The organism is Curtobacterium sp. MCSS17_008, assembly GCF_003234185.1.
GTDB lineage: Bacteria > Actinomycetota > Actinomycetes > Actinomycetales > Microbacteriaceae > Curtobacterium.
In genome coordinates this window covers 425,659-451,040 of record NZ_QKSM01000001.1, presented here as the reverse complement: position 1 = coordinate 451,040, position 25,382 = coordinate 425,659, and the positions used below count along the sequence as shown (strand labels likewise).

Sequence of the window (25,382 nt, the reverse complement as noted above, 5' to 3'; positions counted from 1 at the left end):
GTCCGATCCCACAGGCTCATCCCTCTGGATCCCGTCGTCGGGATCGATCCCCGTCGTGTGCCCAGCGTGCGCGGACGATCGAGTGTCCGGCGAGTCATTCAGTTCAGACAGAGAAAAGGACCCTGTGTCTACCAAGTCACGTACCCGCAGCAAGACCCGTCTCTCGCGTGCGCTCGGCATCCCGCTGACGCCGAAGGCGGCCCGTTACCTCGAGAAGCGGCCCTACGGCCCCGGTGAGCACGGCCGCACCCGCCGTCGCGCGGACAGCGACTACGCCGTCCGTCTCCGTGAGAAGCAGCGTCTGCGCGCCCAGTACGGCATCCGCGAGAAGCAGCTCCGCATCGTCTTCGAAGAGGCCCGCAAGACGAAGGGCCTGACCGGTGAGAACCTGGTCGAGCTCCTCGAGCAGCGCCTCGACGCCCTCGTGCTCCGTGCCGGCTTCGCCCGGACGACCGCGCAGGCCCGTCAGCTGATCGTGCACCGCCACATCCTCGTCGACGGCAAGCTCGTCGACCGTCCGTCCTTCCGCGTCAAGGAGGGCCAGCTCATCCACGTGAAGCAGCGCTCCGAGTCGCTCGAGCCGTTCCAGGTCGCCGCCGCCGGTGGGCACCAGGAAGTGCTCCCGAAGGTCCCGGGCTACCTCGAGGTCGAGATCGACAAGCTCCAGGCCCGCCTGGTCCGCCGCCCGAAGCGCGCCGAGGTCCCCGTGACCTGTGAAGTGCAGCTCGTCGTCGAGTACTACGCAGCCCGCTGATCCACCGATCGCACCCGAACGGCGGGTCGTCCTCCCAGGAGGGCGGCCCGCCGTTCGGCGTCCCGAGGGTGCGCCACTACACTCGTTCGGGCACGCACCGCTCGCGTGCGCGAGAGGGAGGGGCACCGTGAAGCAGCTGGTCTTCGTCGCCGTCGGCGTCGTCATCGGGTTCGCCGCTGCGCACCGGATCGCGAACACCCCGGGCGGCGCGCGCTTCTTCGCGGACGTGAACGCCCGGACGAAGGCGTTCACCGACGCCGTCGCCGACGGCTACCGCTCCCGCGAGGCCGAACTCCGCACCGACGTCTGAGCGCCACCGCCGACCGGCCCGTCACCGCGCCCCCGCTCCACGCACCTCCCGCCGACCTGAATCAGGAAGCACCATGCAGACCGCAGAGATCCGCCGCCGTTGGCTCCAGTTCTTCGGTGACCGCGGACACACCGTCGTCCCGTCCGCGTCGCTCGTCTCGGACGACCCGTCCCTGCTCTTCACGGTCGCCGGCATGGTCCCCTTCATCCCGTACCTGACCGGGCTGGTCCCCGCGCCGTACCCCCGTGCGACGAGCGTGCAGAAGTGCATCCGGACGAACGACATCGACGAGGTCGGCAAGACCCCCCGGCACGGCACGTTCTTCCAGATGAACGGCAACTTCTCGTTCGGGGACTACTTCAAGGAGCAGGCGATCCAGTACGCCTGGGAGTTCCTGACGACCCCCGAGTCGGACGGCGGTCTCGGGTTCTCGCCCGACGACCTGTGGGTCACCGTGTACGAGGAGGACGACGAGGCGATCGCCTTCTGGAAGGAGCACTCGTCGCTGCCCGACGAGCGGATCCAGCGCCTCGGCAAGGACACCAACTACTGGTCCACGGGGCAACCCGGCCCCGCCGGCCCCTGCTCCGAGATCTTCTTCGACCGCGGTCCGGCGTACGGCATCGACGGCGGTCCGGCGACCGACGACGACCGCTACGTCGAGATCTGGAACCTCGTCTTCATGCAGTACCAGATCGCCGACGTGCGATCGAAGTACGACTTCGAGATCACGGGCGAGCTGCCCGACAAGAACATCGACACCGGCATGGGGCTCGAACGCGTCGCCTTCATCAAGCAGGGCGTCGACAACATGTACGAGATCGACCAGGTGCGTCCGGTCCTCGACCGCGCCGCCGCGATCTCCGGCCGTGCGTACGGCTCCGTGCACGAGGACGACGTCCGGATGCGCGTCATCGCCGACCACGTCCGGTCCTCGCTCATGCTCGTCGCCGACGGGGTCACGCCGTCGAACGAGGGCCGCGGGTACATCCTCCGCCGTCTGCTGCGCCGCACGGTCCGCGCCATGCGACTCCTCGGTGTCGAGGGCGCGACCTTCCCGGAGCTCTTCCCGGCGTCGCGCGACGCGATGCAGGGTGCGTACCCCGAGGTCGCCGAGCAGTACGACCGGATCGCCCGGATCGTCTACGCGGAGGAGGAGACGTTCCTCCGTACCCTGGCGCAGGGCACGACCATCCTCGACGTGGCCGTCGAGCGCGCGAAGCAGGACGGCGCCCCGTCGATCGGTGGGGACACCGCGTTCCTGCTGCACGACACCTTCGGCTTCCCGATCGACCTCACCATGGAGATGGCCGAGGAGGCCGGCGTCCGGGTGGACCGCGGCGCCTTCGAGACCCTCATGTCCGAGCAGCGTGCCCGTGCCAAGGCGGACGCGAAGAGCAAGAAGACCGCCCTCGCCGACCTCAGCGTCTACAGCGCCTTCCGTGCCGCGGGTGAGACGGTCTTCCTCGGCTACGACGCGCTCGAGGCCGAGTCCGCGGTGCTCGGCATCATCGTCGACGGCGTGAGCGTCGACCGCGCGGTCGTCGGCGACATCGCCGAGGTGATCCTCGGCGAGACCTCGCTCTACGCGGAGTCCGGTGGTCAGGACGCCGACCAGGGCTCGATCGTCGGCAACGGCTTCGACCTCGAGGTCCTCGACGTGCAGCGTCCGGTCGCGGGGCTCTGGAGCCACAAGGTGCAGGTCCGTTCCGGCGAGGTCGGGGTCGGCGACGCCGCGACGACCGTGGTCGACGCCGAGTACCGCCGCGGTGCGACGCAGGCGCACTCCGCCACGCACCTCGTGAACGCGGCACTCCGCGACGTGCTCGGACCGGAGGCGCTGCAGGCCGGCTCGTACAACAAGTCCGGCTACATGCGGCTCGACTTCTCGTGGTCCCAGCCCGTGTCGGGCGAGACGCGTTCGGAGATCGAGGAGGTCGTCAACGCGGCGATCCGGTCCGACCTCGCGGTGCAGACCCGGGTGCTGCCGCTCGACGAGGCGAAGGCCCTCGGCGCGCAGGCGCTCTTCGGCGAGAAGTACGGCGCCGAGGTCCGCATGGTCGACATCGGCGGCCCGTGGTCGCGCGAGCTCTGCGGCGGCACGCACGTCGCATCCAGCGCGCAGGTCGGTCTCGTCAACCTCGTGGGGGAGTCCAGCGTCGGTTCGACCAACCGTCGCGTCGAGGCGCTCGTCGGGCTCGAGGGCTTCCGTGACCTCGCGGTCGAGCGGACGATCGTGTCGCAGCTCTCCAGCGCGCTGAAGGCACCCCGGGAGGACCTGCCGACCCGTGTCCAGGGCTTGATGGAGGACCTGCGGACCGCCCAGAAGCGGATCGCGGAGTTCGAGTCGGCGAACCTGCAGCAGCGTGTGCCCGCCATCGCACGGCAGGCCACGACCGTCGGGGCGACCACCGTGGTGGCCGAGACCGTCGACGGCCTGCAGTCCGGTGACGACCTGCGGTCCCTCGCGACCGGCGTCCGGGGCCAGCTCGGCGACGGTGCCGCGGTCGTCGTGCTGGGCGCGGTCGTCGGTGGCAAGCCGGTCGTCATCGTGGCCACGAACGACGCGGCGCGTGCTGCCGGGGTCCAGGCCGGCCCGCTCGCCAAGGAGGCCGCCGGCGTCCTGGGCGGCGGCGGTGGCGGGAAGCCGGACCTGGCGCAGGGCGGAGGGACCGACGCGGCCGCGCTCCCGGCGGCGCTGCGTGCCGTGACGGCACGTCTGGCGGGCTGAGCGTGGCGATCCGTCCGGGCCGCCGGCTCGGCGTCGACGTCGGCAAGGCGCGCATCGGCGTCGCCGTCTGCGATCGGGACGGCCTGCTGGCCACCCCGGTCGAGACGGTTCCGCGGAACGAGGCGACCGACGTGCGTCGCATCGTCGAGCTGGCCGAGGAGTACGACGTGCTCGAGGTCGTGGTGGGGCTCCCGCTGTCGATGTCCGGCGACGACACCCCGTCGACCGCGGATGCACGTGCGTTCGCCGAGCGCCTCGCGGAGCACCGGCCCGTGCGACTGGTCGACGAGCGACTCTCGACGGTGACGGCCCAGCGGGGCCTGCACCAGGCGGGCCGGAACACGAAGAAGTCCCGGGCCGTGATCGACCAAGCGGCCGCTGTTATCATTCTGCAACACGCGCTCGACCACGAGCGTGCGTCCAGCGCCGCTCCCGGCGCCACGCTCCCCTGACCGACCGGCCCCGGGGCGGGTCGGGAGACCGTCGTTCCCGGACCGACGGGGCCCAGGTGGAGCCCCCGACCCGAGAGACCGAGGATCCCTTGGCAGACGACCTGGACTGGGACGCGATCATCGCGCCCGGCGACGATGCCGGGCGGCGACGCCGGCCTTCCGACCCCGCCAGCGAGCCGGAGCGCCCGATGTCGCGCCGCGAGGCGCGTGCCGCCGAGGCCGCGGCCGCCGAGGCTGCCGCCGCCGGGGCCGTGCCTGACCGCTCCGCCAGTGAGCGCACCCGCCCCGACACGGCGGACACGACGGGCGACGGCGTCGCACGGTCGGTGGCGGACGATGCGGCGCCGGTGTCACCGGCGGACGCGCCGGTGGCCCGGTCGCACGACGAGCTGCACCCCGAGGTGCAGGCGCTCCTGACCGGCGAGGTCCCGGCGCCGGACGCGCGCGCGGTACGCGACGCCCGTGGTCGGACCGCTGGTGACGGGGAGGCCCGTGGCCACGAGGTCGGCGGCGCGGGAGGCGGCGGACGCGGGGGACCCGGCGGGGGCGGACGTCCCTCCCGGCCGCCGCGCGAACCGCGACCGCAGCGGCGTCGCGGCCCGCTCATCGCAGGCATCGTCATCGTCGCGATCGTCCTCGGCGCGGGCGTCGGCGCGTACGCGTTCGCGGCACCGAAGGTCCAGCAGCTCGTGGGCGCGTTCAGCGGGTCACGGGAGCCGGAGGACTACACGGGGTCCGGGACGGGCAAGGTCACCGTCACGATCAAGCAGGGCGACATCGGCGAGGACGTCGCGAGGACGCTGCAGCGGAGCGGTGTCGTCAAGAGCTCGAACGTCTTCTACGAGTTGCTGCTGAGCTCGCCGTCCGTCGACTTCCAGCCCGGGTCCTACGCGCTCAAGAAGGAGATGAGCTCGAAGGCCGCCCTCGCGGCCCTGCAGGACGAGGACAACCGCGTGCAGGCCTCGATCGTGATCCCGGAGGGCACCGCACTGGAGGACATCGAGGCCGGGATGGTCTCGAAGGCCGGGCTCAGCGAGGCCGAGGTGTCCGCGGCGGCGGAGGACGTCTCCGCGTACGGGCTCCCGGACGACGCGAAGACGCTCGAGGGGTGGCTGTTCCCGGCGACCTACCCGATCAACCCGGGGTGGACCGCGAAGCAGTACTTCCAGTCGATGGTGGACACCATGAAGGAACACCTGGCGGCCGCCGGTGTGGCCGAGGCGGACCAGGAGCGCGTGATCGTCCTCGCGTCGCTCGTGCAGAAGGAGGCAGGCCTCGCCGCGGACTACCCGAAGGTGGCGCGGGTGTTCCAGAACCGGCTCGACATCGACATGCCGCTGCAGTCCGACGCGACCGTCGCCTACGGCACCGGCAACACCCACCGGGTCACCACGACCGACGCCGAGCGAGGCGACGCGTCGAACGAGTACAACACCTACGTGCACAAGGGGCTGCCGCCGGCACCGATCTCGAACCCGGGCGACGTCGCGATCAAGGCCGTGACGGACATGGCGCAGGGGAAGTGGCTCTACTTCGTCACGATCGACCTCGAGACGGGGGAGACCGCGTTCTCCGACACGTACGCGCAGCACCAGGTCGAGGTCGCGAAGTTCCAGGCCTGGCTCCGTGCACACCCCGACTACCAGTAGCGGGGTGCCCGTGGACGGCGACGTCTCGCGACGACCCACTGTGGGAGGATTGGCACCATGCTTCGTTGGTTGACCGCTGGTGAGTCCCACGGACCCGAACTCATCGCGATGCTCGAGGGCCTGCCCGCGGGCGTCCCGGTGTCGTTCGAGTCCATCCGCACCGACCTCGCACGGCGCAAGCTCGGGTACGGGCGTGGCTCGCGCATGAAGTTCGAGCAGGACGAGCTCCACGTCTCCGGCGGGGTCCGCCACGGGTACTCCCTCGGCAGCCCGATCGCGATCCGCATCGGCAACACCGAGTGGCCGAAGTGGGTCGAGGTGATGAACCCCGAGCCGGTCGAGTCCACCGAGATGTCGCGCGGCCGCAGCGCGCCCCTGACCCGTCCGCGTCCGGGTCACGCGGACCTGGTCGGCATGCAGAAGTACGGTTTCGACGAGGCCCGCCCGATCCTCGAGCGCGCCTCCGCCCGCGAGACCGCGGCACGCGTGGCCCTCGGAGCGGTCGCGAAGTCGTTCCTCGCGGAGCTCGGCATCCGATCGGTCGCCCACACGCTCCAGGTCGGCACCGTCCGGGTGCCCGACGGCACGGCACTGCCCCTGCCCGACGACGTCGACCGGCTCGACGAGGACCAGCTCCGGTGCGCCGACCCCGAGACCTCGGCGCGCATGGTCACCGAGGTCGAGGCCGCCAAGAAGGACGGGGACACGCTCGGCGGAGTCGTCGAGGTGCTGTTCTACGGCGTGCCGCCCGGGCTCGGCTCGCACGTGCAGTGGGACCGCCGGCTGGATGCCCGTCTCGCCGCCGCGGTCATGGGCATCCAGGCGATCAAGGGTGTCGAGGTCGGTGACGGCTTCGCCACCGCCGGCCGTCGTGGCTCCGAGGCGCACGACGAGCTCTCCCGCGAGGACGGCGAGATCATCCGCACGAGCGACCGCGCCGGCGGCACCGAGGGCGGCATGTCCACCGGCACGGTGCTCCGTGTCCGTGCGGGCATGAAGCCGATCGCGACCGTGCCGCGCGCACTGCACACCATCGACGTCGCCACCGGCGAGGACGCCTCGGCGCACCACCAGCGCAGCGACGTCTGCGCCGTCCCGGCCGCCGGCGTCGTCGCCGAGGCGATGGTCGCCCTCGTGCTGGCGGACGCCGTGCTCGAGAAGTTCGGCGGCGACAGCGTGGCCGAGACGAAGCGGAACCTCGACGCCTACCTCGCGTCCATCCCGGAGACCCTGCGCTCCCGTCGGACCGAGACCGCCGAGCCGTCGACCGCCCGGTGAGCAGCACCGACGCCCCGTCGCCCGAGGGTCCCGCCGCAGGGCCCGCGGACACGGGCGCGCCCGTCGTCGTGATCGGGCCGATGGGCGCGGGGAAGTCGAGCGTCGGCAAGCGCGTGGCGAAGGCGCTCGGTGTGCCGTTCACCGACACCGACCGGGTCATCGTCCGTGAACACGGGCCCATCCCGGGCATCTTCGCGGACCGGGGGGAGCCGGCGTTCCGCGAACTCGAGGCCGAGGCGGTCCGTGGCGCGCTGGCGACCGGCGGCGTGGTCGCCGTCGGCGGGGGAGCGGTCACGCACCCCGACACCCGGGCGGCGCTGCGCGGTACGCGGATCGTCCTGCTGACCGTCTCGCCCGAGGCCGTCGCGGCGCGCATCGCCGGCAGCGACCGGCCGCTCCTGGCGCAGGGCGGCATCGACGCCTGGCAGACCATCGCGGACGCCCGCGCGGCGACCTACGCCGAACTCGCGCACGCGACCTTCGACACGTCGCGGCGACCGATGTCGCACGTCGTGCGTGACGTGGTCGCCTGGCTCACCGAAGACCAGCACACCACCGGAGGGACACCGTGACCGCGTCGAACCTGCCCGAGGGCACCACCGAGATCCGCGTCGGCGGTCAGGACGGCTACCCCGTCGTGGTCGGCAGCGGCCTGCTCGCCTCGGTCCCCGCGCTGCTCGGCCCCCGGGTCGCGAAGGTCCTCATCGTGCACGCCCCGACGCTCGGCGCTCGGGCGAACGACCTCCGTGCCGTCCTGGTCGAGGCCGGGCTCGACGCGCTCATCGCCGAGGTGCCGGACGCCGAGGCCGCCAAGCGCGTCGAGGTCGCGGCGTTCTGCTGGCAGGTGATGGGCCAGGCCGACTTCACCCGCACCGACGCCGTGATCGGGCTCGGCGGCGGTGCCGTGACGGACCTCGCCGGATTCGTGGCCGCGACCTGGCTGCGCGGGGTGCCGTTCGTGGCCATCCCGACGAGCGTGCTCGGCATGGTGGACGCCAGCGTCGGTGGGAAGACCGGCATCAACACGAACGAGGGCAAGAACCTCGTCGGCGCCTTCCACCACCCGCGTGCAGTCGTCGCGGACCTCGACCTGGTCCGCTCCCTGCCGCGGAACGACGTGCTGACCGGCTTCGCGGAGATCGTGAAGGCGGGCTTCATCGCCGTGCCGGAGATCCTCGACGTGATCGAGGCCGACGTCGACCGCGTGACCGACCCGACGACCCCGGAGTTCCGCCGCGTGGTCGAACTCGCGATCGCGCTCAAGGCCGAGGTGGTCGCGGACGACTTCACCGAACAGGGTCGCCGGGAGGTCCTCAACTACGGGCACACCCTCGGGCACGCGATCGAGCACGCCGAGCGCTACCAGTGGCGGCACGGGGCCGCCGTGTCGGTCGGGATGGTGTTCGCCGCCGAGCTCGCTCGGTTGACCGGCCACCTCGACGACGCCACCGTGGACCGGCACCGCTCGATCCTCGAGTCCCTCGAGCTGCCGACGTCCTACGGGCTCGGACGGTGGGAGGGGCTCCTCGCGACGATGCGACGGGACAAGAAGGCGCGTGCCGGCATGCTCCGGTTCATCATCCTCGACGGTGTCGGAAAGCCGGTCACGCTCGAGGGGCCGGAGGACCACCTGCTCTTCACCGCGTACCAGGAGGTCGGCGTCTAGCCGTCCCACCGCGGCGGTCTCCGCCGCGCCTCCGGGCGGTGCCGGAACGCGGCGGCCGCGCAGGGCGCGAGAGCAGACTGGCTCCGTGCCCACCCCGCCCCGCCTGAGCGACCTCGGCCAGCAGGAGGTCGCCGTCGGCAGCCTGCGGTCCCGCGCCCGCCGCTCCGCCGAGCTCCTCGCCATCGCCCGCCGCCACGAACTGCTGCCCTTCCGGCGGCTCGACTTCTCGCGCGACCCCGGGACGGCCGAGCTGCGGCGTCGGCAGGCGGACCACCTGCGTCGTGCGCTCGAGGAGGCCGGCGGCGGCTTCGTGAAGATGGGGCAGCTGCTCTCCACGCGCGACGACCTGCTCCCCGACGAGTGGACCGAGGAGCTCGCGCACCTGCAGCGCAGCGTCCGGCCCGCCGATCCCTCCGCCGTCGCGGCCCTGCTCGAAGAGGAGCTCGGCGTACCCGTCGACGAGGTGTTCGCGACCTTCGACCCGGAACCGGTCGCCGCTGCGTCCATCGCGCAGGTGCACCGTGCCACCCTGCGCGACGGCACGACGGTCGCCGTCAAGGTGCAGCGCCCCGGCATCGACGCCGCTGTCCGCCGCGACGTCGACATCGCGCTGCGCGTCGTGCGGTTCCTCGTCCGGACGAGCGCCGAGGCGCGGCAGATCGGTGTCGCCGAGGTCGCGCAGCAGTACGCCGACGACCTCGTGCGCCAGGTGGACTTCACGTCGGAGATGCGGAACCTGACCGCGCTGCGTGCGGCGCAGACCCGCAGCGCCCGCCCCGACGAGATCGTCTTCCCCGAGCCCCACCGCGACCTGTCCGGGCGGCGGGTCCTGGTGATGGAGTACCTCGAGGGCGAGACGCTCAGTGCACTGCGCGCCGCCGGGACCGGCCAGGACCTCGACACCCCGATGCGTGCCGTGCTGGACGCCTTCCTCCGCCAGGTCGTCTTCGACGGCATCTACCACGCCGACCTCCACCCGGGGAACGTCGTGCTCCTGCCGGACGGGCGTCCCGCCCTCATCGACTTCGGGTCGGTCGGGCGACTCGACCCGGGGCTGCGGGCCACCGTCCAGGACCTCCTCGCCGGCTACGTCCAGGACGACACCGAGCGGATCGCCGACGCCGTGATGCGCATGGCGCCGGTGCGTGACGCCGAGGACGAGCCGGACTTCCGGCGCGACATCGCCGCCTTCGTCGCGGACGAGCTCGGGCCGGGCGCCCGGATCGGGGTCGAGACGGTGGACGACGCCGTCGCGGTCTTCGGGCGCTACCGGCTCAAGCCGCCGCCGGACTTCGTCGCCGCGGCGCGGGCGCTCGCGATCTTCGAGGGAACGCTCCGCAGTCTGGCCCCGTCGTTCGACCTGCTCGAGGAGTCGCGGGACCTGGCCCGACGGCAGATCCGTGACCAGCTGCGGCCGCGGACGGTGCGGGACCTGGCCCTCCGTGAGCTGTTCGGCGTCGTGTCGACGGTCCGCAAGTTGCCGCGCCGGGTGGACCGCATCGGCGAGGCGCTCGAGACCGGCAGGCTCGCGGTGAACATCCGGCTCTTCTCGGACCGGCGCGACCGCGAGGTCGTCTCGGGGCTGGTCCGACGCGTGCTCCTCGTGCTCCTCGGGGCGGGGGCCGGGGTGCTGGCGATCGTCTACCTGGCGTCGCCGCCGCGGCCCGGCGCGGTCCTGTCGACCGGCGCGGCGGGCGCGGTCCTCGCCGGGACGGCGGTGGTACTGCTCGTCTGGGCGGCGGTCGACGCCTGGCGGGCCCGCCGGCGGCGGTGACGGAGCCGGAGGTCGACCCTCCGGCCCGACGCCGTCGCGGCGGCGAGCCGACGCCCGGGACCCTCGGCGAGGGTCCGCTACACTCGTCGGGGCGTCGGCACGGGCTCTGGCCGCCGTCGCCAGGACCGGACGCACGTCCGGGAGACCTTCACAACCACATCGAACGGAAGACCCATGGCGAGTACCACTGACATCAAGAACGGCGCCGTTCTCATCATCGACGGGCAGCTCTGGTCGGTCGTCGAGTTCCAGCACGTCAAGCCGGGCAAGGGCGGCGCGTTCGTCCGGACCAAGCTGAAGAACGTCGTCTCGGGCAAGGTCGTCGACCGCACGTTCAACGCCGGCGCGAAGATCGACACCGCGACCGTGGACCGTCGCGACTACCAGTACCTGTACCAGGACGGCGAGTCCTACGTCTTCATGGACACCGACACCTACGACCAGGTCCCGGTCTCGGAGACCGTCGTCGGCGACGCGAAGAACTACCTGCTCGAGTCCGCCATGGTGACCATCGCGATGAACGAGGGCAACCCGCTCTACATCGAGCTCCCGACGTCCATCGTCACCGAGGTCGAGACCGAGCCGGGCCTGCAGGGCGACCGCTCGTCCGGCGGCACGAAGGACGCGACCATCATCGCGACCGGTCACCGCATCCAGGTCCCGCTCTACCTCGAGAACGGCACCACCGTGAAGATCGACACGCGCGACGGCAGCTTCCTCGGCCGCGTCAACAACTAGGCGCTCGCCCCATGAGTGCTCGTTCGAAGGCCCGGAAGCGCGCCCTCGACATGCTGTACGTGGCCGAGGTGCGCGAACTGCCGATCGCAGACGTCCTCGCCACCGAGACGGTCCGTCACCTCGACCAGCCCGAGCGTGCGTCGAGCTGGGACTACGCCCGGCAGATCGTCACGGGCATCGACGACGACCGTCCGGCGATCGACGAGGTGATCGTCGAGCACGCGCAGGGCTGGTCCATCGCCCGCATGCCCGTGCTCGACCGGTGCATCCTGCGGATGGGTGTCTGGGAGCTCCGGTACAACCCGGAGGTCCCGGACGCGGTCGCGATCGCCGAGGCGGTCGAGCTCGCGCAGTCGTTGTCCACGGACGACTCCGCCGGCTTCGTCAACGGCGTGCTCGGTGCCGTCGCGGGCGGCCGTGCGCCGTCCGGACGGACCGCCGACCAGGCAGCCGCACCGTCTGGTCGGACGGTCGCAGGGGGCCAGGAGTCCGAGTAGGGTTGAGCACGTCAGCGTCCTTTAAGTCCGTCCGGTGAGGCGGGGAAGGAGGTCGGCGTGGGCACCAGAACGGTCCTGCAACACCCCGACATCACGCGTGCTCTGACACGCATCGCGCACGAGATCCTCGAGGCCAACCGCGGCGCCTCGGACCTCGTGCTCCTGGGCATCCCGACACGGGGTGCCGTCCTGGCAGAGCGGCTCGACCGCATCCTCGCCGACATCGAACCCGAGTGGACGAGCGGTGCCGGCACCGGCCGCGTCGGCACGCTCGACGTCACGATGCACCGGGATGATCTCGGTCACGGCATCGGCCGCGCCCCGCACCGCACGACCATCCCCGCCGGCGGCATCGACGGCAAGGTCGTCGTGCTGGTGGACGACGTGCTGTACTCCGGACGCACCGTGCGCGCGGCCCTCGACGCCCTCCAGGGCATCGGGCGGCCGCGCGCCGTCCGGCTCGCCGTCCTGGTGGACCGCGGCCACCGGGAGCTCCCCATCCGTGCCGACCACGTGGGCAAGAACCTGCCGACGGCGTCCGACGAACGGGTCACCCTGCACCTGACGGAGACGGACGGCAGCGACGAGCTGCTCATCGTGCACCCGGGCGGTGACTCCTGATGCGCCACCTGCTCTCCACCGCCGACCTGTCGCGCGCCGACGCGGTCCACGTCCTCGACGTCGCCGAGGAGATGGCCGAGGTCAACACCCGCGAGGTCCGGAAGCTCCCCGCCCTCCGCGGCAAGACCGTCGTGAACCTCTTCTTCGAGGACTCGACCCGCACGCGGATCTCCTTCGAGGCCGCCGCCAAGCGCCTCTCCGCCGACGTCATCAACTTCGCCGCGAAGGGCTCGAGCGTCTCCAAGGGCGAGTCCCTCAAGGACACCGTCCAGACCCTCGGTGCGATGGGCATCGACGGGATCGTGATGCGGCACGGCGCGTCCGGCGCGCCGCGGGTGCTGGCCGAGGCCGACTGGATCGACGTCCCGGTCGTCAACGCGGGCGACGGCACGCACGAGCACCCGACGCAGGCGCTGCTCGACGCCTTCACGATGCGCCGCCGCCTGCACGGCGAGGCGAGCCGCGGGAAGGGCCTCGACGGCGTCCGGGTGACGATCGTCGGCGACGTCCTGCACAGCCGGGTCGCCCGGAGCAACGCCTGGTTGCTGCGCACCCTCGGCGCCGAGGTGACCTTCGCCGCGCCGCCGACGCTCCTGCCGGCCGTCGACCGTCCGTTCGGCGCAGCCGTGCACCACGACCTCGACGCCGCCCTCGCCGAGGACCCGGACGTCGTCATGCTCCTGCGGATCCAGCAGGAGCGGATGAACGACGCGTTCTTCCCGAACCCCCGCGAGTACACCCGGCACTTCGGCCTGACGGCCGCCCGGGCGGCCGCGCTCTCCGAGCGCACGCTCATCATGCACCCGGGCCCGATGAACCGTGGGCTCGAGATCGCCGGTGTCGCGGCCGACGACCCCCGCTCGACCATCGTCGAGCAGGTCGCCAACGGCGTGTCGGTCCGCATGGCCGTCCTGTACCTCGCCCTCACCGGCGAGCACGAACCGAAGGAGACCGTCGCATGACCGCCCACCTCATCCGCGGCGCGCAGCTGGTCGACGGCTCGCGAGCCGACATCCGCCTGGAGGGACGACGCATCACCGCGGTCGGGTCCGGTCTCGACGCGGCCGGCGCCACGGTCGTCGACGCGGACGGTCTGATCGCCCTGCCCGGTCTCGTGGACCTGCACACCCACCTGCGCGAGCCCGGCTTCGAGGAGTCGGAGACCGTCCTCACCGGTTCGCGTGCCGCCGCCGCCGGCGGCTTCACCGCGGTCAACGCGATGGCGAACTCGTCGCCGGTCGCCGACACCGCGGGCGTCGTCGAGCAGGTGCAGGCGCTCGGGGACGACGCCGGGTACGTCACGGTCCGCCCGATCGGCGCCGTCTCGCAGGGGCTGCAGGGCACGCACCTCTCCGAGATCGGCGCGATGGCGACCTCGCGCGCCAGGGTCCGGGTGTTCTCGGACGACGGATCGTGCGTGGCGGACCCGCTCCTCATGCGCCGGGCCCTCGAGTACATCAAGGGCTTCGGCGGGGTGCTCGCGCAGCACGCGCAGGAGCCCCGGCTGACCATCGGCGCGCAGATGAACGAGGGCCGGCTGTCGTCGGAGCTCGGGCTCGCCGGCTGGCCGGCCGTGGCGGAAGAGGCCATCATCGCCCGTGACGTCCTGCTCGCCGACCACGTCGGCGCCCGGCTGCACGTCTGTCACGTCTCGACCGCGGGCAGCGTCGAGGTCATCCGCTGGGCGAAGTCCCGCGGGATCGACGTCACCGCCGAGGTCACGCCGCACCACCTCGTGCTCACCGAGGACCTGATCGCCGGCGTCGATGGCGCCCCCGGGTACGACGCCCGCTACAAGGTCAACCCGCCGCTGCGCTCCCGCGAGGACGTCGACGCCCTGCGCGCCGCCCTGGCCGACGGCACGATCGACATCGTCGCGACCGACCACGCCCCGCACACCGCCGAGGCGAAGTGCTGCGAGTGGCCCGCAGCGGCGAACGGCATGGTCGGGCTCGAGTCGGCGCTGAGCGTCGTGCACGCCGCCGTGGTCGAGGACGGCCGGCTCGACTGGGCCGACGTCGCACGGGTGCTGTCCGAGGCCCCGGCACGCATCGGGCAGGTCACGGGCCACGGCCAGCGCATCGCCGAGGGCGCCCCCGCCGAGGTCACGCTGTACGACCCGACCGCGGTCCGGGAGTTCTCGGTCGACGACCTCGCCGGCCAGTCGCAGAACTCCCCGTACCTCGGGATGCGCCTGCCCGGGCGGGTCGTCGCGACGTTCCACCAGGGGTACCCCACGCTCCTCGACGGCTCGCTCGTCGACACCGGTACCGTGGCGGCCGCGGCGAAGGCGGCGACCGCGTGAGCCGGGCGGTGACACGGTGAGCGGCGACGCGCTGCGCTGGCTGGTCGGGGGAGTCGTCCTCGTCCTGGTGGCCGCCCTGTTCGTCGCGATGGCGCGCACGTGGCGGACGCGGGCCCGGCGACAGGCCGACACCGTGCCTCCCGTCCCGGTCCCGTCCGACCCGGGTCCGACGGTCGGGTCGTGGGACGGGTTCACCGTCGCGACGACCCGCGCCGACGAACCCCTCGAACGGATCACGGCGGGCGGGCTCGGCTTCCGGGCGCGCGGCGGCGTGACCGTCCACGACACCGGGGTGGTCCTGCGCCACGCCGGCGACGAGGACCGCTGGATCGCCGCGGCCGACGTCCGCGGCGCCGACCGGGCCACCGCGGCCATCGACCGGGTGGTCGAACCGGGGGGACTGGTCCGTCTGCGATGGACGGCGACCGGCGCCGCAGCAGCGACGGACCTCGACACCTACTTCCGGTTCCCGGAGGGCGGCGCAGCAGCACTCGCCGCCCTGCAGGGACTGACGACGACGCACGAACACCCGCACACCGCGGGCGAAGGGACGAACTGATGACACGCGAACGGGCCGTACTGGTCCTCGAGGACGGCACCCGCTACGACGGACGGGCGTACGGCGCCCGGGGCCGATCCCTGGGAGAGGTCGTCTTCGCCACCGGCATGACCGGCTACCAGGAGACGCTGACCGACCCGTCCTACGCCGGGCAGATCGTGGTGCAGACCGCGCCGCACATCGGCAACACGGGCGTCAACGACGAGGACCCCGAGTCCCGTCGCATCTGGGTCGCCGGCTACGTGGTCCGCGACCCCAGCCGCATCGTGTCGAACCACCGCGCGAACGCGACCCTCGACGACCACCTGGTGCGCGACGGGATCGTCGGCATCTCCGGCATCGACACCCGTGCGCTGACCCGCCGCATCCGCGACGCCGGCGCCATGAAGGGCGGCGTGTTCAGCGGCGCGGAGGCGGACCTGTCCGCCGACGAGCAGCTGCGGATCGTGCGCGACCAGGCCGCCATGGCCGGCGCGAGCTTCTCGTCGATCGTGTCGACGCCGGAGACGTACGTGGTCCCCGCCGTCGGCGAGCAGATCGGGAAGCTCGCGGTGCTCGACCTCGGGGTGAAGGCCTCGACCACCCGCTACCTCGCCGAGCGCGGGTTCGAGGTGCACGTCGTGCCGCAGGACATCAGCGCCGCGGAGCTCGAAGCCCTCGCGCCCGACGCCCTCTTCTACTCGAACGGCCCCGGCGACCCCGCCGCCTCGGACGCGCAGGTCGAGCTGCTCCAGGCGTCGCTGCAGACCGGTCGTCCGTTCTTCGGCATCTGCTTCGGCAACCAGCTCCTCGGTCGCGCGCTGGGCTTCGGCACGTACAAGCTGCCGTTCGGCCACCGCGGCATCAACCAGCCCGTGCTCGACACCACGACCGGCAAGGTCGAGATCACGAGCCAGAACCACGGCTTCGCGGTCGACGCGCCGCTCGGCGAGGTCGTCGAGTCGCCGGCCGGCTTCGGCCGGGTCGAGGTCTCGCACTACTCCCTGAACGACGACGTGGTCGAGGGGCTCCGCGCGCTCGACGTGCCCGCGTTCAGCGTGCAGTACCACCCCGAGGCGGCCGCCGGCCCGCACGACTCCATGTACCTGTTCGACCGGTTCGCGGACCTGGTGCGTGAGCGCCGCGCGGGCGAACCGCTCGACCCCGCGACCGCCACCGCGACCACCCCGGCCGCCGACATCACCAAGGAAGCCAACTGATGCCGAAGCGCGCAGACATCAACTCCGTCCTCGTCATCGGCTCCGGCCCGATCGTCATCGGGCAGGCCGCCGAGTTCGACTACTCCGGCACCCAGGCGTGCCGTGTCCTCCGCGCCGAGGGCGTCCGCGTCATCCTCGTCAACCCGAACCCGGCGACGATCATGACCGACCCCGACTTCGCCGACGCGACCTACATCGAGCCGATCACGAGCGCCTCGCTCGAGGAGATCATCAAGATCGAGCGCCCCGACGCCGTGCTCCCGACCCTCGGTGGCCAGACGGCGCTCAACGCGGCGATCAAGCTCGACGCCGAGGGCATCCTCGACAAGTACGACGTCGAGCTCATCGGTGCCAAGGTCGACGCCATCCAGCGCGGCGAGGACCGCCAGCTCTTCAAGGAGCTCGTCCTCGAGTCGGGCGCCGACGTGGCCCGCAGCCACATCGCCCACACCCTCGAGGAAGCCAAGGAGTACGCGCAGGACCTCGGGTACCCGCTCGTCGTCCGGCCGTCCTTCACGATGGGCGGCCTCGGTTCCGGCTTCGCGTACAACGAGGAGGAGCTCGTCCGCTTCGTCGGCGACGGCCTCCAGTCCAGCCCGACCACCGAGGTGCTCCTCGAGGAGTCGATCCTCGGCTGGAAGGAGTACGAGCTCGAGCTCATGCGGGACAACCACGACAACACGGTCGTCATCTGCTCGATCGAGAACGTCGACCCGGTGGGCGTGCACACGGGTGACTCGATCACCGTCGCCCCCGCCCTGACGCTGACCGACCGCGAGTACCAGAACATGCGGAACATCGGCATCGACATCATCCGTCGCGTCGGTGTCGACACCGGTGGCTGCAACATCCAGTTCGCCGTCGACCCGTCGAACGGGCGCGTGATCGTCATCGAGATGAACCCGCGCGTCTCCCGTTCGTCCGCGCTCGCGTCGAAGGCGACGGGCTTCCCGATCGCGAAGATCGCCGCCAAGCTCGCCATCGGCTACCGCCTCGACGAGATCGAGAACGACATCACCCGGGTCACCCCGGCGAGCTTCGAGCCGACGCTCGACTACGTCGTCGTGAAGACCCCGCGCTTCGCGTTCGAGAAGTTCCCGGCGGCCGACGCCACGCTCACCACCACCATGAAGAGCGTCGGCGAGGCCATGGCCATCGGCCGGAACTACGCCACCGCCCTGCAGAAGTCGCTGCGCTCGCTCGAGAAGCGCGGCTCCTCGTTCCACTGGGACACCCCGGCGGCCGAGCTCGACAAGGACGCGCTGCTCGAGAAGGCGCAGACGCCGACCGACGGCCGCATCGTCACGGTGCAGCAGGCCCTCGTCGCCGGCGCCACGGCGGAGGAGGTCTTCGAGGCCACGGGGATCGACCCCTGGTTCATCGACCAGATCGTCCTCATCAACGAGGTCGCGGACGAGGTGCGTGCCGCCGCCGAGCTCGACGCGGACACGTTGCGCTGGGCGAAGGAGCACGGCTTCAGCGACGCCCAGATCGCGTCGCTGCGCGGCATCTCCGAGCAGGAGGCGCGTGACGCGCGGCACGCGCTCGGCATCCGCCCGGTGTTCAAGACGGTCGACACCTGCGCCGGCGAGTTCCCGGCGCTCACGCCGTACCACTACTCGTCGTACGACACGGAGACCGAGGTCGCCCCGAGCGATCGCAAGAAGGTTGTCATCCTCGGCTCCGGCCCGAACCGCATCGGCCAGGGTGTCGAGTTCGACTACTCGTGCGTGCACGCCTCGTTCGCGCTGTCGGACGCCGGCTACGAGACGATCATGATCAACTGCAACCCCGAGACGGTGTCGACCGACTACGACACCTCGGACCGGCTCTACTTCGAGCCGCTCACCACCGAGGACGTCCTCGAGGTCATCGAGGCCGAGGCGGCGTCCGGCGAGCTCGTCGGTGTCGTCGTGCAGCTCGGTGGGCAGACCGCCCTCGGGCTCGCGAAGCCGCTCGAGGCCGCCGGCATCCCGATCCTCGGCACGACCCCGAGCGCGATCGACTCCGCCGAGGAGCGCGGCCAGTTCGCCGCGATCCTCGAGCAGGCCGGGCTGCTCGCACCGCGCAACGGCACCGCGCACGACCTCGCCAGCGCGACCGCGGTCGCCGAGGAGATCGGCTACCCCGTCCTCGTCCGCCCGTCCTTCGTGCTCGGCGGCCGCGGGATGGAGATCGTCTACGACCCGGCTGCCCTGGCGGACTACTTCGAGCGGATGGCCGACCAGGCGATCATCGGCACGGACCTGCCGCTGCTGGTCGACCGGTTCCTCGACGACGCCGTGGAGATCGACGTCGACGCGCTCTTCGACGGGGAGCGGCTGTACGTCGGCGGCATCATGGAGCACATCGAGGAGGCCGGTATCCACTCCGGTGACTCGGCCTGCACCCTGCCGCCGGTCGGACTCGGCAAGGCGGAGATCCGCGGCGTGGTCGAGGCGACCGAGAAGATCGCCCGCGGCATCGGCGTGCAGGGCCTGCTCAACGTGCAGTTCGCGATCGGCGCGGGCGTCCTCTACGTCCTCGAGGCGAACCCGCGCGCCAGCCGGACGGTCCCGTTCGTGTCGAAGGCGCTGGGCATCCCGCTCGCCAAGGCGGCCTCGCGTGTGATGACCGGCACCTCGATCGACGCGCTCGTCGCGGAGGGCCTGCTGCCCGAGCGCGACGGCTCCTCGGTACCGCCGCAGGCACCGGTCGCCGTCAAGGAAGCCGTGCTGCCCTTCCGCCGCTTCCGCACCCACGACGGTCAGGTCGTCGACTCGGTGCTCAGCCCGGAGATGCGCTCGACCGGCGAGGTCATGGGCATCGATCGCGACTTCCCGCGCGCGTTCCTCAAGTCGCAGGACGCGGCGTACGGCGGCCTGCCGACGAGCGGCACGGTCTTCGTGAGCGTCGCCGACACCGACAAGCGCCAGGTCGTCCTGCCCGTGCACCGCCTGCAGCAGCTCGGGTTCACGATCACCGCGACGGAGGGGACCGCCGAGGTGCTCCGCCGCAACGGCATCGAGGTCACGCTGGTCGGGAAGTACAGCGAGGGTGGCGAGAGCGTCGTCGACCTGCTCGCCCGCGACGCGGTCGACATCGTCATCAACACGCCCTCCGGTGCCGCCGGTCGCGCGGACGGCTACGAGATCCGTGCGGCCACCGTCGCCGCGGACAAGCCGCTGTTCACGACGATCGCACAGCTCGGTGCAGCGGTCGCGGCGATCGAGACGATCGGCACCCCGCTCAGCGCCCGCAGCCTGCAGGACTACGCGCTCGAGCGCGCGACCTGGTGACGGCAGCTGACGTGACCACGGTGCAGCCGGGAGGCGCGGCCTCCTTCGGCGTCCGGCTCGCCGCCGCCATGGGGGAGCGTTCCCCCCTGTGCGTCGGCATCGACCCCCACGCCGCCACCCTGGCGGCGTGGGGGCTCGGCCGCGACGAGCAGGGCCTGACCGCCTTCGGCGCGACCCTGGTCGACGCGGCCGCCGGCCACGCAGCGATCGTGAAGCCGCAGATCGCCTTCTTCGAGGCGGCCGGGATCCCCGGCTACCGCGCGCTCGACGCGACCCTGCGTCGGGCACGCGATGCGGGCCTCCTGGTCGTCGCCGACGTGAAGCGGGGCGACATCGGCTCGACCGGTGACGACTACGCGCTCGCCTGGCTGGACCGCGAGGGGCCGTTCCGGGCCGACGCGATGACGGTGTCGCCGTACCTCGGGTACGGGTCGCTCGCCGGCACGATCGCCGTCGCGCGGGAGAACCGGGCGGGGGTCTTCGTCCTCGCCGCGACGAGCAACCCGGAGGCCCGGGTGCTGCAGACCGCGGTGCTCGCCGAGGGGCCGCGTGCCGGACGCTCCGTCGCGGCCGGTATCGTCTTGGATGTGGCAGACGACAACCGGACCGGCGGCGAGCAGCCGCTCGGGGACGTCGGGCTCGTGCTCGGCGCCACCCTCGACCTCGACGACTTCGGCATCGACGCCGGGACCATCGGCTCCGCGCCGGTGCTCGCGCCGGGCTTCGGTGCCCAGGGCGCCCGGATCGAGGACCTGCGCGCCCGGTACGGTGCGCGGGCCGAGCAGGTGCTCGTGAACGAGTCCCGCGGGCTGCTGACGGACGGACCGGACGGCGTCGCCGCCCTCGTGCAGGACCGCGCCGACCGCATCCGCACGGCGCTCGGGGCCGCCGCGTGACGGACGAGACGCCCACGACCGCAGACCGCAGCGACCTGCCGGCGCACCGCAACCCGCCGGAGGTCGACCGCGTCGCCGCCGCCCGTGCCGCGGTCGCGGCGCGTCGCGCACGGGCCGCGGTCAAGGCGCAGGTCGCCTCGGGGGAGCGCAGCCCCCTCGAGGTCGCCCGCGCCGCGTGGTCCGACGCCGACCTGCCCGCCGAGAAGTCCCTCCGCGTGCGCGACCTGCTCACGAGCATCTCCGGCATCGGTCCCGCGCGTGCCGAGGCCGTGATGGGCGAACTCCGCATCGCCCCGTCGAAGCGTCTCGGCGGGCTCGGGACCCGGCAGCGCAGCGCCCTGGCCGACTGGCTCGCCGCGCGCGGCCGGAAGCGCGGGGCGTCGAAGCTCGTCGTGCTGGCCGGACCGACCGCGGTGGGCAAGGGCACGGTCAGCGCCCACATCCGCGAGCACTACCCCGACGTGAACCTCAGCGTCTCGGCGACGACCCGCAAGCCCCGCCCGGGCGAGGTCGACGGCGTGCACTACTACTTCGTCGACGACGCCGAGTTCGACCGGATGATCCGCGACCGCGAGCTGCTCGAGTGGGCGGTCGTGCACAACTCCTACCGGTACGGCACGCCGCGACCGCCGATCGACCGCGCGCTCGACGCCGGCGACAAGGTCATGCTCGAGATCGACCTGCAGGGTGCCCGCCAGGTCCGCGACGCCATGCCCGAGGCGGTGCTCGTGTTCCTGCTCCCGCCGACGTGGGAGGAACTGGTCCGCCGGCTCATCGGCCGTGGCACCGAGTCAGCCGAGGAACAGGCGCGTCGTCTCGAGACCGCGAAGGTGGAACTGGCGGCGCAGGACGAGTTCGACGTGCGGATCGTGAACTCCGATGTCGGCACGGCGGCACGCGAGGTCGTAGACTTGTTCTCTGCGCCCTGACACGGCGCACCCGCGCGCGCCTCCTCGGCGCCGCGCCCGCGCAGTCCGACCTCGGTCGGGCGGTCCGATCCGGTCGGACCCGCGCCCCACGCACCCGCAGCTGACAGGAGACACCATGGCCAACCCCCAGGGCATCATCGACCCGCCCATCGACGACCTGCTCGCCAAGGTGGAGTCGAAGTACGCGCTCGTCATCTTCGCCTCGAAGCGTGCGCGCCAGATCAACGACTACTACGCCGACCTGCACGAGGGTTCGCTCTTCGACAACGTCGGCCCGCTGGTCGACTCGACGATCGACGACAAGCCGCTGTCGGTGGCGCTGCACGAGATCAACGAGGACAAGCTGACCGTCACCAAGCAGCAGCAGCCCTCCGACTGATCCTGTGAGCAGCACCAACCTGCGCCTCTTCACGTCCGAGTCGGTGACGGAGGGGCACCCCGACAAGATCTGCGACCAGATCTCGGACACGATCCTCGACGCCCTGCTGACGGTCGACCCGCACGCGCGCGTCGCCGTCGAGACGATGGTGACGACCGGGCTCGTGCACGTCGCCGGCGAGGTCACCACCTCCGGCTACGTCGAGATCCCGAAGCTCGTCCGTGACGTCATCACCGGCATCGGGTACAACTCGTCCGAGGTGTCCTTCGACGGCCGGACCTGCGGTGTCGAGGTGTCGATCGGCGCGCAGTCGCCGGACATCGCCCAGGGCGTCGACGAGTCGCTCGACAGCCGTTCCGGTGCCGGGGTCGACCCGCTCGACCGTCAGGGTGCCGGAGACCAGGGCATCATGTTCGGCTTCGCGACGAACGAGACGCCCGAGTACATGCCCGTCGCGATCTGGCTCGCGCACCGCCTGGCGGAGCGGCTGGCCGAGGTCCGCAAGACGGGACTCCTCGACTTCCTCCGTCCGGACGGCAAGACGCAGGTGACGGTCGGGTACGACGGTGTCGTGCCGAAGACCGTCGAGACCGTCGTGCTCTCCACCCAGCACTCGCCCGCGGTGACGCTCGACGAGCTGACCGCGCAGATCACGGAGCACGTGATCCGTCCGGTCCTCGACCTGGTCGACCTCGACTCGTCGCACGTCGACGTCATCGTCAACCCGACCGGTCGGTTCGAGATCGGTGGCCCGCAGGGCGACGCCGGTCTGACCGGCCGCAAGGTCATCGTCGACACGTACGGCGGTGCCTCCCGGCACGGTGGCGGTGCCTTCAGCGGCAAGGACCCGTCGAAGGTCGACCGCTCGGCCGCGTACGCGCTGCGCTGGGTCGCGAAGAACGCGGTCGCCGCGGGGCTGGCGGACCGGCTCGAGGTGCAGGTCGCGTACGCGATCGGTCGTGCGAAGCCGGTCGGGCTGTACGTCGAGTCGTTCGGTACCGGACACGTCGACGACGCCACGATCGAGGCCGCGATCACCGAGGTCTTCGACCTGCGGCCGGCCGCGATCATCCGCGACCTCGACCTGCTCAAGCCGCGGTACGCGCAGACCGCCGCCTACGGGCACTTCGGCCGCGAGCTGCCGGGCTTCACGTGGGAGCAGCTCGACCGCGTCGAGGAGCTCCGCGCCGCAGCAGGACTCGTCACCGCCGCCGTCTAGGGCACGGTGTGACCACCGTCGCGCGCGTCGTCCTCGACTCGCCGCTCCCGCAGTTGGACCGTCTGTTCGACTACCGGGTGCCGGCCGAGCTCGAGGACGACTGCGTGCCGGGGGTCCGCGTGAAGGTCCCGCTGCGCACCGGCGCGCGCATGTCCGACGCGTACGTCGTCGAGCTGGTCTCCGAGGGGGACTGGCCGGGAGAGCTCAGTCCCGTCGAACAGGTCGTCTCGCCGGTGCCGGTCCTGGCGCCCGAGATCTGGTCGCTCGCGCGCGCCGTCGCCGACCGCGCGGCCGGCGTCGCGTCCGACGTACTGCGCCTCGCCGTGCCCCCGCGCCAGGTCCGCGCCGAGAAGGCCTGGCTCGCGCGCGACACCGGGTGGTCGCCGTCGCCGGTCGCGGCACCGCCCGTCACCGGTTACGCCGAGGGCGCCCTGGAGGCCCTGGTCGCGGACCGCGGGCGGGCTGCGGTCGCCGCCGTCCCCCACCCGGTCGCGTTGACGCCGGCCCCCGGTTCGGCCGCGGCGTCCGGCGCTGCCGGGCCGTCCGCGGCGACAGCGGCGTCCGGCGCGACGGGCACGGCGCCGGACGGTCCGGCGTCCGCCGTGTGGGTACCGGGGTGGGCCGCCACCATCGCCCAGGCCGCCGCGCACGCCGTCGCCGCGGAGCGCTCCGCGGTCGTGGCCGTCCCGGACTTCCGTGACGTGACGGACCTCGAGCGCGCCCTGCACGCGGTGCTGCCAGCGGAGCGCGTGGTCCGCTTCGACGCCAAGCAGACGAACGGTCAGCGCGCCGCCGCACTCCTGCGCGCGCGGACCCACGCGGTCGTCGCGATCGGGAACCGGACGGCCGCGTACGCGCCCGCGACCGAGCTCGGTCTCATCGCGATGTGGGACGACGGCGACGCGTCGTTCGTCGAGCCGCGCGCCCCGTACGTGCACACGCGCGACGTCGCGCTGGTCCGGGCGGCGCAGTCGGGTGCCGGGCTGCTGTTCGTGTCGCACGCCAGGAGCACCGACGTGCAGCGCCTGGTCGAGCTGCAGTGGCTCCAGGACGTCGCGCCGTACCGGGTGCCGACGCCGAAGGTGATCCCCACCGTGCAGCAGAGCGGCGCCGAGGGCTTCGCCGCGCAGGCCCGCATCCCGAGCACCGCGTGGCGGGCGGCACGTGAGGCCAGCCAGCACGGACCGGTCCTGGTGCAGGTGGCCAGCCCCGGCTTCGGCACGGGGCTCGTCTGCGCCGAGTGCGGGGAGCGCGCGCACTGCCGGGTCTGCGGCGGTCCGCTCGGGCAGCCGCACCGGGGCGCCACCCCGCAGTGCCGGTTCTGCGGCGCGCTGGCCGTCGGCTTCCGGTGCCCGACGTGCGGCAACGGCACGGTGAAGCCCGTCGGGCAGGGCGCGCAGCGCACCGCCGACGAACTCGGACGCGCGTTCCCCGGCACCCGCATCGTCGTCGCCGACGGCTCCCGGCCACTCGACGAGGTCCCCGCGCGGCCTTCCGTCGTCGTCGCGACCCGCGGCGCGGAGCCGAGTGTGCCCGGGGGCTTCGCTTGCGTCCTCCTGCTCGACGGGGACCGGATGCTCGCACGCGAGGGGCTCCGCGTGCAGGAGGACGTCCTCCGGTTCTGGACCGGTGCCGCGGCGAAGGGCGCACCGGGCGCCGAGGTCTACCTCGTCGGCATCGGGGGGAAGCTCGCGACCGCGATGGCGCTCTGGCGGCTCGACGGTCCCGCGCACGACGAGCTCGTCGACCGGCGTGCGTTGCACTTCCCGCCGGCGGTCCGGGTGGCGACGCTCACCGGCACGGACGAGGCCGTCACCGCCGCGGTCGAGGCCCTCGGCGACGCGACGGTCGGGGCCGTGCTCGGTCCCGTGCCGGTGCCCGAGGACCCGGTGCCCGGCACCGTCCGGGCGATCGTGCGCTTCCCGTACGCGCACGGTGCCGAGGTCGCGGCGACGCTCAAGGCCGAGGTCATCCGGCGCTCCTCCACACGACGCGTGCTCCCCGGCGGGAACCGTCGCCGGGCGGCGCCGGCGCTCCGCGTCCGCCTGGACGACGTCGAGCCGTTCACCGAGGTGTAGCCGGACCACCACGACCACGAGACGCGACGTGGGCGGGTCCCCACAGCGGTACTCCGCTGCGGGGACCCGC

The 25,382-nt window shown here is 72.4% G+C and carries 22 protein-coding genes; all 22 read left to right on the top strand.

Features of this window, described 5'->3' with window-relative positions; genetic code table 11:
* Window positions 1-124 precede the first annotated feature (124 nt).
* Complete coding sequence (gene rpsD, locus DEJ23_RS02075) at window positions 125-754, top strand: 30S ribosomal protein S4 (RefSeq protein ID WP_058726527.1); 630 nt, start codon at window positions 125-127, stop codon at window positions 752-754.
* Window positions 755-881: 127 nt separating this feature from the next.
* Window positions 882-1,064, top strand: a complete 183-nt coding sequence (locus DEJ23_RS02070) for a hypothetical protein (protein WP_111238575.1) — start codon at window positions 882-884, stop codon at window positions 1,062-1,064.
* A gap of 73 nt (window positions 1,065-1,137) precedes the next feature.
* Window positions 1,138-3,795 carry an alanine--tRNA ligase gene (gene alaS, locus DEJ23_RS02065; protein WP_111238574.1) on the top strand — a complete coding sequence of 886 codons (2,658 nt, stop codon included), beginning with the start codon at window positions 1,138-1,140 and terminating at the stop codon, window positions 3,793-3,795.
* Between the two features lie 8 nt (window positions 3,796-3,803).
* Window positions 3,804-4,247: a Holliday junction resolvase RuvX gene (ruvX, locus tag DEJ23_RS02060; RefSeq protein WP_181429079.1), complete on the top strand. Its 444-nt coding sequence runs from the start codon at window positions 3,804-3,806 to the stop codon at window positions 4,245-4,247.
* An 89-nt stretch (window positions 4,248-4,336) separates the two neighbouring features.
* Window positions 4,337-5,896, top strand: a complete 1,560-nt coding sequence (mltG, locus tag DEJ23_RS02055; protein WP_111238572.1) for an endolytic transglycosylase MltG — start codon at window positions 4,337-4,339, stop codon at window positions 5,894-5,896.
* Between the two features lie 57 nt (window positions 5,897-5,953).
* Window positions 5,954-7,174: a chorismate synthase gene (aroC, locus tag DEJ23_RS02050; RefSeq protein ID WP_111238571.1), complete on the top strand. Its 1,221-nt coding sequence runs from the start codon at window positions 5,954-5,956 to the stop codon at window positions 7,172-7,174.
* 80 nt (window positions 7,175-7,254) lie between these two features.
* Window positions 7,255-7,746: a shikimate kinase gene (locus DEJ23_RS02045; RefSeq protein ID WP_111238741.1), complete on the top strand. Its 492-nt coding sequence runs from the start codon at window positions 7,255-7,257 to the stop codon at window positions 7,744-7,746.
* On the top strand, window positions 7,743-8,840 hold the full coding sequence (gene aroB, locus DEJ23_RS02040) for a 3-dehydroquinate synthase (protein WP_375342255.1): 1,098 nt from the start codon (window positions 7,743-7,745) through the stop codon (window positions 8,838-8,840). The genes DEJ23_RS02045 and aroB overlap by 4 nt, the downstream gene beginning before the upstream one ends.
* Before the next feature lie 85 nt (window positions 8,841-8,925).
* Window positions 8,926-10,614 carry an AarF/ABC1/UbiB kinase family protein gene (locus DEJ23_RS02035; RefSeq protein WP_111238570.1) on the top strand — a complete coding sequence of 563 codons (1,689 nt, stop codon included), beginning with the start codon at window positions 8,926-8,928 and terminating at the stop codon, window positions 10,612-10,614.
* Window positions 10,615-10,788: 174 nt separating this feature from the next.
* The gene (gene efp / locus DEJ23_RS02030) at window positions 10,789-11,352 is read left to right on the top strand and encodes an elongation factor P (RefSeq protein ID WP_058729119.1); all 564 of its coding nucleotides are present in this window, start codon (window positions 10,789-10,791) and stop codon (window positions 11,350-11,352) included.
* Between the two features lie 11 nt (window positions 11,353-11,363).
* The gene (nusB, locus tag DEJ23_RS02025) at window positions 11,364-11,849 is read left to right on the top strand and encodes a transcription antitermination factor NusB (RefSeq protein WP_111238569.1); all 486 of its coding nucleotides are present in this window, start codon (window positions 11,364-11,366) and stop codon (window positions 11,847-11,849) included.
* Window positions 11,850-11,906: 57 nt separating this feature from the next.
* Window positions 11,907-12,470, top strand: coding sequence for a bifunctional pyr operon transcriptional regulator/uracil phosphoribosyltransferase PyrR (pyrR, locus tag DEJ23_RS02020; protein WP_111238568.1), 564 nt, complete (start codon window positions 11,907-11,909; stop codon window positions 12,468-12,470).
* Window positions 12,470-13,432, top strand: coding sequence for an aspartate carbamoyltransferase catalytic subunit (locus DEJ23_RS02015; RefSeq protein WP_111238567.1), 963 nt, complete (start codon window positions 12,470-12,472; stop codon window positions 13,430-13,432). Before pyrR ends, DEJ23_RS02015 begins: the two co-directional genes overlap by 1 nt.
* On the top strand, window positions 13,429-14,775 hold the full coding sequence (locus DEJ23_RS02010) for a dihydroorotase (protein ID WP_111238566.1): 1,347 nt from the start codon (window positions 13,429-13,431) through the stop codon (window positions 14,773-14,775). Before DEJ23_RS02015 ends, DEJ23_RS02010 begins: the two co-directional genes overlap by 4 nt.
* A gap of 16 nt (window positions 14,776-14,791) precedes the next feature.
* Window positions 14,792-15,334 (top strand): hypothetical protein, encoded by a 543-nt coding sequence (locus tag DEJ23_RS15330; RefSeq protein ID WP_146240167.1) that lies wholly within the window; start codon window positions 14,792-14,794, stop codon window positions 15,332-15,334.
* A complete protein-coding gene (carA, locus tag DEJ23_RS02005) occupies window positions 15,334-16,533 on the top strand; it encodes a glutamine-hydrolyzing carbamoyl-phosphate synthase small subunit (protein WP_111238739.1) in 1,200 nt (399 codons plus the stop codon). The genes DEJ23_RS15330 and carA overlap by 1 nt, the downstream gene beginning before the upstream one ends.
* Window positions 16,533-19,811 carry a carbamoyl-phosphate synthase large subunit gene (gene carB, locus DEJ23_RS02000; RefSeq protein WP_111238565.1) on the top strand — a complete coding sequence of 1,093 codons (3,279 nt, stop codon included), beginning with the start codon at window positions 16,533-16,535 and terminating at the stop codon, window positions 19,809-19,811. The genes carA and carB overlap by 1 nt, the downstream gene beginning before the upstream one ends.
* 20 nt (window positions 19,812-19,831) lie before the next feature.
* The gene (gene pyrF / locus DEJ23_RS01995) at window positions 19,832-20,707 is read left to right on the top strand and encodes an orotidine-5'-phosphate decarboxylase (RefSeq protein ID WP_375342257.1); all 876 of its coding nucleotides are present in this window, start codon (window positions 19,832-19,834) and stop codon (window positions 20,705-20,707) included.
* Complete coding sequence (gene gmk, locus DEJ23_RS01990; protein ID WP_375342254.1) at window positions 20,704-21,636, top strand: guanylate kinase; 933 nt, start codon at window positions 20,704-20,706, stop codon at window positions 21,634-21,636. Before pyrF ends, gmk begins: the two co-directional genes overlap by 4 nt.
* 115 nt (window positions 21,637-21,751) lie before the next feature.
* On the top strand, window positions 21,752-22,015 hold the full coding sequence (rpoZ, locus tag DEJ23_RS01985) for a DNA-directed RNA polymerase subunit omega (protein WP_065959155.1): 264 nt from the start codon (window positions 21,752-21,754) through the stop codon (window positions 22,013-22,015).
* Between the two features lie 4 nt (window positions 22,016-22,019).
* Window positions 22,020-23,234, top strand: a complete 1,215-nt coding sequence (gene metK / locus DEJ23_RS01980) for a methionine adenosyltransferase (RefSeq protein WP_111238563.1) — start codon at window positions 22,020-22,022, stop codon at window positions 23,232-23,234.
* A gap of 8 nt (window positions 23,235-23,242) precedes the next feature.
* Entirely contained in the window at window positions 23,243-25,312 is a 2,070-nt protein-coding gene (locus tag DEJ23_RS01975) for a primosomal protein N' (protein ID WP_111238562.1), read from the top strand.
* The last annotated feature ends 70 nt before the right edge of the window (window positions 25,313-25,382 follow it).